This window comes from Mycolicibacterium confluentis, assembly GCF_010729895.1.
Lineage (GTDB): Bacteria > Actinomycetota > Actinomycetes > Mycobacteriales > Mycobacteriaceae > Mycobacterium > Mycobacterium confluentis.
In genome coordinates this window covers 5545554-5557762 of sequence record NZ_AP022612.1, presented here as the reverse complement: position 1 = coordinate 5557762, position 12209 = coordinate 5545554, and the positions used below count along the sequence as shown (strand labels likewise).

General features: G+C 67.8%; 14 protein-coding genes. 8 read left to right on the top strand and 6 right to left on the bottom strand.

What is annotated here, in order from left to right; translation table 11 throughout:
- Positions 1–87 precede the first annotated feature (87 nt).
- Positions 88–621 (top strand): peptidase, encoded by a 534-nt coding sequence (locus G6N34_RS26095; protein WP_085154117.1) that lies wholly within the window; start codon positions 88–90, stop codon positions 619–621.
- Between the two features lie 603 nt (positions 622–1224).
- Positions 1225–1620 (top strand): transcriptional regulator, encoded by a 396-nt coding sequence (locus G6N34_RS26090; RefSeq protein WP_085154115.1) that lies wholly within the window; start codon positions 1225–1227, stop codon positions 1618–1620.
- A 15-nt stretch (positions 1621–1635) separates the two neighbouring features.
- On the opposite strand, the gene G6N34_RS26085 is transcribed toward G6N34_RS26090, so the two are convergent.
- Genes G6N34_RS26085 through G6N34_RS26075 form a run of 3 tightly spaced genes read right to left on the bottom strand, consistent with a single transcriptional unit; the run spans position 1636 to position 4439 of the window.
- The gene (locus tag G6N34_RS26085) at positions 1636–2766 is read right to left on the bottom strand and encodes a hypothetical protein (RefSeq protein WP_085154114.1); all 1131 of its coding nucleotides are present in this window, start codon (positions 2764–2766) and stop codon (positions 1636–1638) included.
- Complete coding sequence (locus G6N34_RS26080; protein WP_085154112.1) at positions 2763–3254, bottom strand: ImmA/IrrE family metallo-endopeptidase; 492 nt, start codon at positions 3252–3254, stop codon at positions 2763–2765. Before G6N34_RS26080 ends, G6N34_RS26085 begins: the two co-directional genes overlap by 4 nt.
- Positions 3255–3290: 36 nt before the next feature.
- Positions 3291–4439, bottom strand: a complete 1149-nt coding sequence (locus G6N34_RS26075) for a hypothetical protein (RefSeq protein ID WP_163645547.1) — start codon at positions 4437–4439, stop codon at positions 3291–3293.
- 141 nt (positions 4440–4580) lie between these two features.
- On the opposite strand from G6N34_RS26075, the gene G6N34_RS26070 reads away from it, so the two are divergent.
- The 3 genes from G6N34_RS26070 to rraA all read left to right on the top strand — a co-directional run bounded on the left by G6N34_RS26070 (position 4581) and on the right by rraA (position 6443).
- Positions 4581–5237: a DUF6474 family protein gene (locus G6N34_RS26070; RefSeq protein WP_085154109.1), complete on the top strand. Its 657-nt coding sequence runs from the start codon at positions 4581–4583 to the stop codon at positions 5235–5237.
- Between the two features lie 95 nt (positions 5238–5332).
- Entirely contained in the window at positions 5333–5938 is a 606-nt protein-coding gene (locus tag G6N34_RS26065) for a hypothetical protein (RefSeq protein WP_085154108.1), read from the top strand.
- Positions 5939–5963: 25 nt separating this feature from the next.
- Entirely contained in the window at positions 5964–6443 is a 480-nt protein-coding gene (gene rraA, locus G6N34_RS26060) for a ribonuclease E activity regulator RraA (RefSeq protein ID WP_085154106.1), read from the top strand.
- A 13-nt stretch (positions 6444–6456) separates the two neighbouring features.
- On the opposite strand, the gene G6N34_RS26055 is transcribed toward rraA, so the two are convergent.
- Positions 6457–7932 (bottom strand): flavin-containing monooxygenase, encoded by a 1476-nt coding sequence (locus G6N34_RS26055; RefSeq protein ID WP_085154105.1) that lies wholly within the window; start codon positions 7930–7932, stop codon positions 6457–6459.
- Between the two features lie 78 nt (positions 7933–8010).
- On the opposite strand from G6N34_RS26055, the gene G6N34_RS26050 reads away from it, so the two are divergent.
- Together G6N34_RS26050 and dinB are read left to right on the top strand one after the other, a co-directional pair.
- Positions 8011–8652: a TetR/AcrR family transcriptional regulator gene (locus G6N34_RS26050; RefSeq protein WP_085154103.1), complete on the top strand. Its 642-nt coding sequence runs from the start codon at positions 8011–8013 to the stop codon at positions 8650–8652.
- Between the two features lie 172 nt (positions 8653–8824).
- Positions 8825–10045, top strand: a complete 1221-nt coding sequence (gene dinB, locus G6N34_RS26045) for a DNA polymerase IV (protein WP_085150162.1) — start codon at positions 8825–8827, stop codon at positions 10043–10045.
- A 6-nt stretch (positions 10046–10051) separates the two neighbouring features.
- On the opposite strand, the gene G6N34_RS26040 is transcribed toward dinB, so the two are convergent.
- The gene (locus G6N34_RS26040) at positions 10052–11059 is read right to left on the bottom strand and encodes a PHP domain-containing protein (RefSeq protein WP_085150171.1); all 1008 of its coding nucleotides are present in this window, start codon (positions 11057–11059) and stop codon (positions 10052–10054) included.
- A gap of 76 nt (positions 11060–11135) precedes the next feature.
- On the opposite strand from G6N34_RS26040, the gene G6N34_RS26035 reads away from it, so the two are divergent.
- Positions 11136–11987: an LLM class F420-dependent oxidoreductase gene (locus tag G6N34_RS26035; protein WP_085150169.1), complete on the top strand. Its 852-nt coding sequence runs from the start codon at positions 11136–11138 to the stop codon at positions 11985–11987.
- A 74-nt stretch (positions 11988–12061) separates the two neighbouring features.
- Here G6N34_RS26035 and G6N34_RS27670 read toward each other — a convergent pair whose 3' ends face one another.
- Positions 12062–12202, bottom strand: coding sequence for a hypothetical protein (locus G6N34_RS27670; protein WP_109788348.1), 141 nt, complete (start codon positions 12200–12202; stop codon positions 12062–12064).
- Positions 12203–12209 lie beyond the last annotated feature (7 nt).

Genomic DNA, 12209 nt, shown 5'->3' with positions numbered 1-12209 from the left:
GCCAACGCCTGTGTGCCTCATCCTGAGCGCACCGACCCACAGTCGTGTCGCGCCATGCAGTCAGTCTTGAGTTGCGCGGAGGCAGAGATGGACACCGGCTCCGGGCGAGCGATCGGGCTCGCCCCCTTCCATTCCCGTGGTGCTCTGAAGGGTTTCGTGGTGTCCGGGCGGTGGCCCGACTCGACGAAGGAATGGGCCCAGCTGCTGATGGCCGCGGTGCGCGTCGCATCACTGCCCGGATTGTTATCGACGACAACGATTTTCGGCGTCCGTGAAGAGCTTCCCGACTCCCCCCAGCCCGACACCGTCGGCCTGGTACTCGCCGAGGGGACCGTGGTCGGTGAATCCGCCATCCCGCCCGGCCATTTCGCCGCTCGTCAACCACCGGCACTGCTGATGCTGCACCCGCCGTCGGAAACCATGCCGTCGTTACCCGAGTGCTCCGGGGCGGCGTCGGGCTGCGTCCTGCTGCCTGGACTGCCCCATCTGGGCCTTGAACATCGGGCCGCGTGGGTGGAGGCGGAGTCCGACGGCACGGTCACCTCAATGGTCAGCCGGGTCGGAATCGATCCGATAAGCCACCCGGACACCGCGATCCTCGCGATGCTTCTCGCCGCTTGAGCCACCCCACCTGAGACAGCGCCACCTCCGTGCGACCGCGGCAGGGCTGACGACGTCTGAGATGCGCCGACTGTCAGTCCCACAGTAAGGTCCTCAAGGGATGTCTGCTGATCCTCCGATGGATCCCTCGGTAAGTCCTGCGGCGGGGCCGGCGGATCAGCAGGCGAGTCGCAGATGCGTCCCCCCACTGCCACTTTCTATGTCGCTGGACCGCGACCAGCCTCGGCCCATGGACCGGCGGCGCCAGGTGCTCCGCGGACTGGGGGAGATGAACTGGTCAACGCAACAGCAAAGAACCTTCGAAAGAGGGCCGATATCTGCAGCGGTTGCCCGCAGACAGAAGTCATGACATAAATATGGTCGCGCGACCATCGGCGCCGAGGAAGCTAAGCCCCCGCATGAACCCATTTCCCCTGCTGCACACCGCGCGTAGCGCTGAAAATGTGGCAGAAGTCGCAGCGTAAGTGTCATTTCATGCAAGAACTTGGTTGAGCCGTCAATTTTCCCCTCGTTTGCACTTGGTTAACAGCGCATCAGTCGCTACGATGATCAGCAAATAGACGAAACAGTCGGGGTGCGGCGCGGTATGTGGAGGTCAAAAGGATGAGTACAACGTTCGCTGCGCGATTGAATCGCCTGTTCGACACGGTGTACCCGCCGGGACGCGGGCCGCATACGTCGGCCGAGGTGATCGCAGCGCTGAAGTCTGAGGGCGTCACCATGTCCGCCCCCTACCTGTCCCAACTGCGGTCCGGCAATCGGACCAACCCGTCGTCGGCCACCATGGCCGCACTGGCCAACTTCTTCCGGATCAAGCCCGCGTACTTCACCGACGACGAGTACTACGAGAAGCTCGACAAGGAACTCACCTGGCTGGCCAACATGCGCGATGAGGGTGTCCGTCGCGTGGCCGCCCGCACCGTCGGGTTGTCGGCCGAGTCCCAGCAGGATCTTGTGCAGAAGGCCGAAGAGCTTCGGCGCAAGGAACACCTGGACTAGGCCTTTCGGGCCCCGTCAGACCACCGACAGATTCCGGTACTGGCGGGCGATCTCGATGATCCACTCTCGGTCCGAATAACTCTCGGGTTGACGCAGCCACACGGGCCCGGGGAACCGGGCGTGGCCGCCCCCGTGGCGCCCGGTGTGAATCCACTCGGCAATCGCGCGCGCCTGTTCCACGGGGGTCACGTCGGGCACCTCCCAGTTTCCGCGGGTCGCCGCGTAGCCGTCGATGTTCTCGGCTGGGCGTTCGTCGCCGTCGGGCACCTGCCGCCGCAGCGCCGCCGTGGCCTCCAGGAACAGCGCGTCCGAAATCAGTGAAAGCCGTTCTGCGACCCGGAAGACCATCGGACCGCGCGGTCGCACACCGATTCCGATGTCAGGCTGACGGCGCTCGAGTTCGGTCAGCAGCGGCTGAATGAGCGACAGTTCGCGTCGACCGCTGAACCAGTCCTCCACCGTGGGCAGCAGTGAGCCCGCGCCGACGACGGCCATGGCGCAGCCCAGCAGCACCACCGCGCTGCCGACGCCGATCAACCCGGCGTCGCTGACGGCGCGGATCAAGAAGAACGCCGCCGCCAGCAGGATCAGGACGATGCCGAGGGTGAAGACGAACAGCGCGCGGCCGCGACGGCTGCTGTTGGAATGCCGAACGCCTGCCCACGCCACCAGCGTCAGCGCAAACATCACATAGAGAAGCGGCACCAACCACGGCAGCGCCAGGTTGGACGAGCCCATGTTGCGGGTCAGGTATTCGGCCGGAGCCATCTCCTCCTGTTGGCCGCCGGCGAAGAACAGCGTCGCCGTCACGACCGCCACCGCAGCCGCAAAGCTGTACTGCACAAAGGCAATTCGGCGGACTGTCACAGGACTGCGGTGTGAGGCGACACTGGTGATCATGACGCAGCTGCCCGCGGCGCAGGCGATCAGGGCGATCTGGCTGATGCCCACCGCGACGTTGGGCCAGCGCAGCCAGGTGTCGATCAGGAGCGTCAGCGGCGCCCAGTTGAGGGCTGCGACGACGGCGAGACTGCCGAGGGCCACGATCATGGCCGTACTGACCAACGACTGCTTGTTGACCAGAGCCCAGCCGATGCGCACACCGGTGGCCATTCCGAGCAGGCCCGCGATCACCCAGACCGTCAACCAAATGCCTCCCCGAGTCGCACCTGCACGATCGAGGACCGGTCGGAGGGCATCCGTCCCAACCGGTACAGCAGCAGCGCCGCGAAATCCTCGGCGTCCTGCTCGATGTCCTCGCCGCCCGGCCCCATGCAACCCGTGCGCTGGTTGAGCATGTAGCTGATCAGGTCGTCGCTGGCGATCTCCGTGGCGCGGCGGGCCACTTCGGCGACCGCGATGCCGTCATGCCCGAGCACCAGGTGGCCGAGTTCGTGCGCCAGGGTCCGGTCCCACGTGGGCAGCCCCCGCTGGATGAGGAACTCATCGTGGTCGTTGTACTGGCGCCATTGACCGCACACGCCCTCGGGCAGTTCGGCCATCTTGACTTCGATGTCCCGGCCGCGGTCGGTACTGACGGCGTCGACGAGACGTTGCAGGGTCACCTCACCCTTGCGGGGCGCCAGATCGAGCACCTCCGCCACCGCCCGCGTCACACGGCGACTGGCCGGCATGTCCCTCCTTTAACCACGCCCTTCATGGTCTGACTGTCACTCCAGGAACCGCGCCGTGCCTGCCGCACGGACCGCATGTCCCGCCTTCGCCTGTCGGTATCCCATCAGTCCCCCGACCCCGGTGAGCACCATCAACCCCGCGACACCCGGCAGCGCCATTCCCGCGATTTCGGCCAGGGCCGCGTCGCGCAGGTACTCGGGGTACCCGGCGCGGAATGCGGTGGGGACGACGTCGAGTCCGACGCCCGGGCCCGCCTGATGGACCGGGAGGATCGTGACCGACGCCGCCGCGGGCGGCGGTGGCACTGCTGGCGGTGCGGCGTCGACCTGGCTGGGCGCGGTGACGGTGCCGACGGGCGGCGGCACCACAGGCACGACAACCGCCGGCGGAACCACGGCCGGCGGCGGCGGAACCGCGGGTGCAAGAGGCGCCCCGGGCGTCAGGCCCTCGGGAAGCTCGGGTTCGGCCGGCGCGTTGTCGGATGGCTGACCGTAGGGACTGCCCGGCCAGCGTGCGGGGCCTTCGCCGTCGCCGCCCTGCTCGGGGAACCCGCCCTCGATCGGCGGCTCACCCGGCTGACCTGGTTCGCCTGGCTCACCCGGTTCGCCGGGTTCCCTTGGGCCACAGGGGTCTTTGGGATCTCGGGGATCATCGGGATCACGCGGCGGCCAATGTCCGTGACCCGGCTTCGGCCCAGTGCCCTCGCCTGGCTTGGGCCAATGGCCCTCGCCAGGTTTGGGTCCGTTGCCCTGGCCAGGTTTGGGTCCGTTGCCCTCGCCTGACTTGGTCGGCGGTCGCTGCCCGCCCCACTCTTTGACGTCGTCGCCGCGCCGCGGTCCCGACGACCCATCGTCCCGGTCGTCGCGCGAGGCGCGCTCACTGCGCGGGCCTGCCGGGGACTCGGATCCGGGGGAACCTCCGCGCGGGGGTCCGCCATAGGGTCCGGACTTCTCCTGCGCTCCGCGCTTGAATCCTGACTCCCCGGTGGTGTCACGGGTGCCACCGTCTTGACCAGCGCCGCTCTCATCGCCGGTGCTGGCAGCGGCCACTCCCAGGCCAAGCCCGCCGACTCCGCCGAGCAGCAAACCACAGGCGATCGCCCCCCCGATCGCCGCGACGCGCAACCGCGACCCGTCCACCTCTGACCTGTTTCGCCGTTCGGCGAGCCCCCGTGCCCGCCCCATGAACAATTCCGCTCATTGTCGCATATTCCCAGGTGGCGATTTCCGTTCCGGAGCCAGACGCTAGGGTTGGCGCAGGGCCGTGCAGCGAACCAGCGACGGCCCCGCGACATGCGCGGACACACCACCGGGAGGCAGCCGGGAATGGCCCTGTTCACAAAGCGGAAGAGCCGTGCGACTCGTCGTGCTGAGGCCAGAGCTCTCAAGGCCAAAGCGAAGATGGAGGCCAAGCTCGGGGCTAAGAACGAGATGCGCCGCATCAAGGCCGAACAACGTTCCGCCGCCAAAGCTCTCAAAGCACAGGTCAGAGCTCAGCGTGAGAGCGACCGGGCGGCCGTCAAGGTCGCCGAGACTCAGCTCAAGGCTGTTCGCGAGGGCAAGTTCCTGTCACCGGGACGCGTGCGGCGTGGGTTGACCGTCGTCAGGCTGCTCGCCCCCGTGCTGGTGCCGATCGTCTACCGCGCCACCACCGCCGTGCGCGGCCTGCTCGACGAGCGGCGGGCGGATCAGCTCGGAGTTCCGCTGGCCCAGCTGGGGCAGTTCTCAGGCCAGGGTGGGGCACTGTCGGCGCGCATCGCGGGGGCCGAGCGGTCGTTGCGCGCGGTGGCCGAGAAGAGCCCGAAGGACGCCGAGACCAAGCAGTTCGTTGCCGCCATCACGTCGCGGCTCACGGACCTGTCGGCCGCCGTCACGGCCGCCGAGAACATGCCGGCCAACCAGCGCCGAGCCGCGCATACGGCCATTTCAAACCAACTCGATGGGATCGACGCCGACCTGATGGCGCGACTCGGCGTGCTCTGACGTGGTCCGCGAGCACGGCCGATCGGCAAACACCCACCTGGCATGATGGTCCACACCGGGTGACGTGAGACGACGAGGTGCAAAGGAGCAACCCGATGGCCGAGCAGCAGGATCAGCCCGAGGAGCGTCCGGAGGCGGCTGCGCAGCCTTCCGACACACCGGCGCCACCGCCAGCGCCCGCACCTCCCGCCAATGAGGTGACCGCCCCGAAGGCTGCGAGCGAGGTGCCCGCCAAAAAGGCACCCGCGAAGAAAGCCCCGGCTAAGAAGGCTGCGGCCAAGAAAGCACCCGCCAAGAAAGCCGCGGCCAAGAAGGCTGCGGCCAAGAAGGCACCTCCCGCCAACGCGGCGCCGCCGTCCAAGTCGGCACCGGCACAGGCCGCCCCGCCCGCTGCCGCACCAGCAGCTCCACCCGCTGCGGCTCCCGCACCACCCCCTCCAGCTCCCGCACCAGCCGCTCCTGTCCCCGCCGCCGCAGTGCCCGTCTCGAGCAACGGCGCAGGCCGGCCCGATGCGGCCCGCGAGGCCGCCGCGCAGGCCAAGTCCGCCGTCGAGAAGGCGGCCGACGCGGTGAACCGGCCCGCTCCGTTCACCCCTGACGCCGGCGGACGCTCACCCGTTCCGTTCGTCGTGGCCATCGTGGTCAGCCTGCTTGCCGTCCTGCTCGTCCGTCGCCTGCGCCAGCACGACGAGGGGGCCTGACAGCGCGCTCGCTACTATTTCGCCCGTGACCGTAGAACCCCGCGCCACCGCAGACCTGGTCGATGAGATCGGCCCCGACGTCCGCAGCTGCGACATCCAGTTTCGGCAGTTCGGCGGTCGCAGCGAGTTCGCCGGACCGATCAGCACGGTGCGCTGTTTCCAGGACAACGCCCTGCTGAAGTCGATCCTCTCGGAGCCGGGCGACGGTCGGGTTCTCGTGATCGACGGCGATGCGTCACTGCACACCGCGCTCGTCGGCGACGTCATCGCCGAGTTGGGCAGGTCCAACGGCTGGGCCGGGCTGATCATCAACGGTGCGGTGCGGGACGCGTCGACGTTGCGGACCCTCGACATCGGCATCAAGGCCCTGGGCACCAACCCGCGCAAGAGCACCAAGACCGGCGCCGGCGACCGGGACGTCACGGTCTCGCTCGGCGGGGTGACGTTCACCCCCGGCGACATCGCCTACAGCGACGACGACGGAATCGTCGTCGTCGCCGCGTAGGCCGCGTGCTCGGCTAGGCCGAAACCGCCTTGGCCGCCCGGTGCCTGGTGAAGTGCAGGGCGTCGTCGTCGACCTTGCCCTGCCGAATCGCTCGGATGTCGAAGAAGTAGTTCTGCTTGGCCTTCCACGGCCCGTGCGATCCCGACTTCGGCAGATGGTCCAGGGCGCGCTGGAAGTAGCCCGGTGAGAAGTCGGTGAACGGCAGCACCTCGACCTCCGGGCCGGGATGCTTGGGTTCGACCGCGTCGTAGCCGTGCTCGTCCATGTAGTTGAGCAGACGGCACACGTACTCCGACACCAGATCGGCCTTCAGCGTCCAGGAGGCGTTGGTGTAACCGATGGTGAAGGCCATATTCGGGATGCCGGAGAGCATCATCGCCTTGTAGGCCATCGACTTGGAGATGTCCACGGGCTCGCCATTGCGCGTCACTTGCGCGCCGCCGAACAGACGCATATTCAAACCCGTTGCGGTGATGATGATGTCGGCCTCGAGCTCGGCACCGGAGGTGAGCTTGATGCCAGTCTCGGTGAAGCGGTCGATGGTGTCGGTGACGACGTCGGCCTTGCCCCTGCGGATCGTCTTGAACAGATCGCCGTTGGGCGCCAAGCAGAGTCGCTCATCCCACGGGTTGTAGCTGGGGTTGAAGTGCTTGTCCACGTCGAAGCCCTCGGGCAGACGACGCTTGGCCATGGTCAGCAGGGTCTTGCGCATGTAGTCCGGGAAGCGTCGGGACAGCTGGTACTGCGCGGTGCTGAACGTGACGGCCTTCCACCGGTTCACGAAGTGGGCGGCCTTGGCGGGCAGGTACTTGTTGGCCCGCTCGGCGATGGGGTCGACGTCCGGCAGCGACCCGATGAAGGTTGGCGAACGCTGCAGCATCGTCACGTGGCCGGCACCCGAATTCGCCAGGGCCGGAATGAGAGTGACGGCGGTGGCGCCGCTACCGATGACGACGATCCTCTTGTCGGCGTAATCGAGATCCTCGGGCCAATGCTGCGGATGCACGATGGTGCCGCGGAAGTCCTCGGTGCCCGCGAACTCCGGCGTGTAACCCTCGTCGTAGTTGTAGTAACCGCTGCACGCGAACACGAAGCCGGCCTGCAGTTGGGTGGTCTCGCCGTCCCGTTCGACGGTGACGGTCCACCGCTGGTCGGCGTCGGACCAGTCGGCCGACGTGACGGTGGTGTTGTACCGGATGTGCTTGTCGATCCCGTTCTCGACAGCCGCGTCCTTGATGTATGCCTTGATCGAGGCGCCGTCGGCGATCGACTTGGCCGACTCCCACGGCTTGAACCGGAACCCGAGCGTGAACATGTCGGAGTCCGAGCGGATGCCCGGGTACTTGAACAGGTCCCACGTACCGCCCAGATCGGCGCGGCGTTCGAGGACGACATAGCTCTTGTCCGGGCAGCGGTCCTGCAGGTGCCAGGCGGCACTGATACCGGAGATCCCCGCCCCGACGATGACGACATCGACAAACTCAGTCATGGCGCCAAAGCTATCAACAGGGTGTTGAGTGAGTCAACAGAGTGTTGAACATTTCAACACCCTGTTAAGGTGGCGAGGGTGTCAGCCCCCAGTGCCGCCCGAGCGAATCGCGGACGCCGTTCGGCGCGCCCCTCCGGAGACGACCGTGAGCAGGCGATTCTCGAGACCGCACGGCGTCTGCTGGAGGAGAAGCCCTTCACCGAAATCTCGGTCGACGACCTCGCTAAGGGCGCGGGGCTGTCGCGGCCCACGTTCTACTTCTACTTCCCGTCCAAAGAGGCCGTGCTGCTGTCCCTGTTGGACCCGCTGATCACGCGCGCCGACACCGGCTTCGCCCGGGTGAGCGAACTTCGCTCCGATCCCCCCAAGGCGTTTCGGGCTGGCATCCACACGTTCTTCGACGCGTTCGCCTCGCAGCCCGTCATGGGTCGGGTCGGTGCGCAGGCTCTGTCGACCAGTCCCGAGGTCCGGGCGCTCTGGACGCAGTTCATGCAGCGCTGGATCGACCAGACGGAGGCGCTGATCAACTCTGAGCGGGAGCGCGGCGCGGCACCCGAGACCATCCCTGCCCGCGAACTGGCCATCGCGCTCAACCAGATGAACGAGCGGGCGATGGTGGCGGCGCTGACCGGGGAGTCCGCATCGGTTCCCGCCAACCAGATGGTGGAGACCCTGGCCCACATTTGGATGTCCAGCATCTACGGCGACCGCCTGCTCTAGCAGCCCCACCCCCGCGAGCTCCCACCCCCGCAACCTCCCCCACCCCGCAACTCCCCACCCCCGCGAGCGTGCTGGGGTCCCCGCTTGCGGGGCGTCTGTACGGTGACACGCCGTCATCTCCGTACAAACTGGGGCGCTCGATCTCGGAAATGTCGGACCTCAATGCGAACATATGTTCGTGTTCGACGAGTCCGCTCACACCTCGGCCAGCATCCTGCACGCCGACCTGGACTCCTTCTACGCCTCAGTCGAGCAGCGCGACGATCCGACGCTGCGCGGGCGTCCCGTCATCGTCGGCGGCGGTGTCGTGCTCGCGGCCAGCTACGAGGCCAAGGCCTACGGCGTGCGCACCGCGATGGGCGGTCGCCAGGCGCTGCAGCTGTGCCCGGCCGCGATCATCGTGCCGCCCCGCATGTCGGCCTACTCGCGCGCCAGCGAGGCGGTTTTCGAGGTGTTCCGCGACACCACGCCCGTCGTCGAACCGCTCTCGGTCGACGAGGCATTCCTCGACGTCAGCGGATTGCGGCGCACCGCAGGCGCGCCCGTCGTGATCGCGGCACGCCTGCGCGAACGGGTCCTCGACGAGGTGGGGCTGCCCATCACCGTCGGTATCGCGCGCACTAAGTTCCTGGCCAAGGTCGCCAGCCAGGTGGCCAAACCCGATGGGCTGCTGCTGGTTCCGCCACACGAGGAGTTGGCCTTTCTCCATCCGCTGCCGATCCGCCGGTTGTGGGGTGTGGGCGCCAAGACCGAGGAGAAGCTGCGGGCCCACGGCATCGAAACGGTCGCGCAGGTGGCCGAACTGGGTGAGAGCACGCTGTCCGCGATGGTCGGCGGGGCGATGGGCCGGCAGCTGTACTGCCTGTCCCGCAACATCGACCGCCGGCGCGTCGTCACGGGCGTGCGGCGCCGGTCGGTCGGCGCGCAGCGTGCGTTGGGCCGGCGCGGCAGCACGATGTCGGCCGCTGAAATCGACGCCGTGGTGCTCAACCTGATCGACCGCATCACCAGGCGCATGCGGTCGGCCGGACGCACCGGGCGGACGGTGACGCTGCGCCTGCGATTCGCCGACTTCGGCCGGGCGACCCGATCTCACACGCTGCCCCATGCCACGTCTGCGACCGAACCGATCCTGGCCGCGGCCCGCGACCTCGTCGCGGCCGCCGCACCGCTGACCGCCGAGCGGGGCCTGACGCTGGTGGGTTTCGCGGTGTCGCACATCGACCGTTCGGGTGCTGCGCAGCTGGAGTTGCCCTTCGGTCCGCACGTCGAGCGCGAGACCGTGGACCGCGCGGTCGACGACGTTCGTCGTCGGTTCGGCAACGCCGCACTCACCCGTGGGGTGCTCGTCGGCCGCGACCACGGCGTCGAGGTGCCGGTGCTGCCGGACTGAGCCGCGTCAGCGCGCCGACGTGAACTCCGCCAGTTCCGCCGCCGACCAGGTGTTGATGATGCGTTCGGCCGGCACCTCGTTGTCCAGTGCGCGCTGCGCGCCGTACCCGAGGAAGTCGAGTTGGCCGGGCGCGTGCGCATCGGTGTCGATCGAGAACAGGCATCCGATGTCGCGGGCCAGGGTCATGAGCCGCGACGGCGGGTCCCGGCGCTCCGGACGCGAGTTGATCTCCACCGCGGTGCCATGATCCCGGCAGGCCGTGAACACCTTCTCCGCGTCGAACTTCGACTCGGCACGCAGACCACGACCGCCCGCGACCAGGCGGCCCGTGCAGTGCCCGAGCACCGACACCCGCTGGTGTTGGACCGCGCGCACCATCCGCCGCGTCATCGCGGGGGCGTCCATCGCGAGTTTCGAGTGCACGCTGGCCACCACCACGTCCAGGCGGTCGAGCAGGTCGGGTTCCTGGTCCAGCGTGCCGTCCTCAAGGATGTCGACCTCGATGCCGGTGAGGATGCGCATGGGCGCGAACCGTTCCCGCAGTTCGTCGATGACGTCCAACTGCTCGCGCAGCCGATCTGGGGAGAGGCCGTTGGCCACCCGCAGTCGCGGCGAATGATCGGTGAGCGCGCAGTACTCGTGCCCCAGGGCGTGCGCGGCGGCCATCATCTCCGGAATCGGCGCCGAACCGTCGGACCAGTTCGAATGCAGGTGCAGATCTCCCTTCAGCGCGGCCCGCAGTTCTCCGCCGCCCAGATCCTCTGCCGCAGAACGCAACTCAACCAACACGTCAGGTTCCCGGCCCGACCAGGCCTGCGCGATCACCGCGGCCGTCTTGGGACCGATGCGCGGCAGGGACTGCCATGAGTTGGCCCGACCGTGCTTGGCACGCTGCTCGTCGGTCAGCGCGTCCACCACGTCGGCGGCGTTGCGGTAGGCCATCACGCGGCGGCTGTCCTCACGCGCCCGGTCCTTGTAGTAGGCGATCTCGCGCAGGACGGCCGCCGGGTCCAGGGTTGCCATGTCTCCAGTGTGCCCGGACTTCGTTGACGTGAAGCGCCGTCTGCGGGTCGCGATTAGCCTCGGTGTCATGCGATTCGCGTTCAAAACCTCACCGCAGAACACCACATGGTCCGACATGCTCGCGGTCTGGAAGGCCGCTGACCAGATCGACGTCTTCGAGTCGGGTTGGACCTTCGACCACTTCTATCCGATCTTCTCAGACCCCACCGGGCCGTGCCTTGAGGGATGGGTGACGCTGACGGCGCTCGCGCAGGCCACGGAGCGGTTGCGGGTCGGCGTCCTGGTCACCGGCATCCACTACCGCCATCCTGCGGTGCTGGCCAACATGGCCTCAGCGCTGGACATCGTTTCGAACGGGCGCCTCGAACTGGGCATCGGCGCGGGCTGGAACGAGGAGGAGTCCGGGGCCTACGGCATCGAGTTGGGCAGCATCAAGGAGCGCTTCGACCGGTTCGAGGAGGCATGTCAGGTGCTCAAGGGACTGCTCAGTCAGGAGACGACGACCTTCGACGGCACGTTCTACCAACTCACCGACGCCCGCAACGAGCCCAAGGGCCCGCAGCAGCCCAACCCGCCGATCTGCATCGGCGGCAGCGGCGAGAAGCGCACCCTGCGGATCACGGCGCAGTACGCCGACCACTGGAATTACGTGGGCGGCCCGCCGGAGGAGTTCGCGCGTAAGCGGGACGTGTTGGCCGCGCACTGCGCTGACATCGGCCGCGACCCGAAGGAGATCATGCTGTCCTCCCATGTCCGATTGAGCCCCGAGCACGACTATCAGAAGGTGGTCGACGAGGCCGCCGCCCTGGGCGCCGAGGGACTGGATCTCGCGATCGTCTACCTGCCGTCGCCCTATGATCCCGCGGTGCTCGAACCGTTGGCGCAGACGATCCGGGACTCGGGCCTGCTCAGCCAGTGACCGCAGCGTGCAGACCTGGCAAATTGGCGCCGGCGTGAGGGCTCGTGTGGCCCACGCCGGCGTGCCGCGGTGTGCTAGACGCCGTAGCGAAGGATCTCGGCGGGGGTCACCAACCGCTCGTGTTTGGCCGGGAACTCCCGGCTCTTGACGGGATGCCGGAACAATGACCAGGCGATTCGCCCCACCCGCGAGCGGGACAATGGGTTGACGTGCACTGCTATC

What these genes read in the sequence shown, in the direction of transcription:
- G6N34_RS26095 (WP_085154117.1), top strand. Translation starts at nt 88, where the DNA reads ATGGACACCGGCTCCGGGCGAGCGATCGGGCTCGCCCCCTTCCATTCC.
- G6N34_RS26090 (WP_085154115.1), top strand. Translation starts at nt 1,225, where the DNA reads ATGAGTACAACGTTCGCTGCGCGATTGAATCGCCTGTTCGACACGGTG.
- G6N34_RS26080 (WP_085154112.1), bottom strand. Translation starts at nt 3,254, where the DNA reads ATGCCGGCCAGTCGCCGTGTGACGCGGGCGGTGGCGGAGGTGCTCGAT.
- G6N34_RS26075 (WP_163645547.1), bottom strand. Translation starts at nt 4,439, where the DNA reads ATGGGGCGGGCACGGGGGCTCGCCGAACGGCGAAACAGGTCAGAGGTG.
- G6N34_RS26070 (WP_085154109.1), top strand. Translation starts at nt 4,581, where the DNA reads ATGGCCCTGTTCACAAAGCGGAAGAGCCGTGCGACTCGTCGTGCTGAG.
- G6N34_RS26065 (WP_085154108.1), top strand. Translation starts at nt 5,333, where the DNA reads ATGGCCGAGCAGCAGGATCAGCCCGAGGAGCGTCCGGAGGCGGCTGCG.
- G6N34_RS26055 (WP_085154105.1), bottom strand. Translation starts at nt 7,932, where the DNA reads ATGACTGAGTTTGTCGATGTCGTCATCGTCGGGGCGGGGATCTCCGGT.
- dinB (WP_085150162.1), top strand. Translation starts at nt 8,825, where the DNA reads ATGTTCGTGTTCGACGAGTCCGCTCACACCTCGGCCAGCATCCTGCAC.
- G6N34_RS26035 (WP_085150169.1), top strand. Translation starts at nt 11,136, where the DNA reads ATGCGATTCGCGTTCAAAACCTCACCGCAGAACACCACATGGTCCGAC.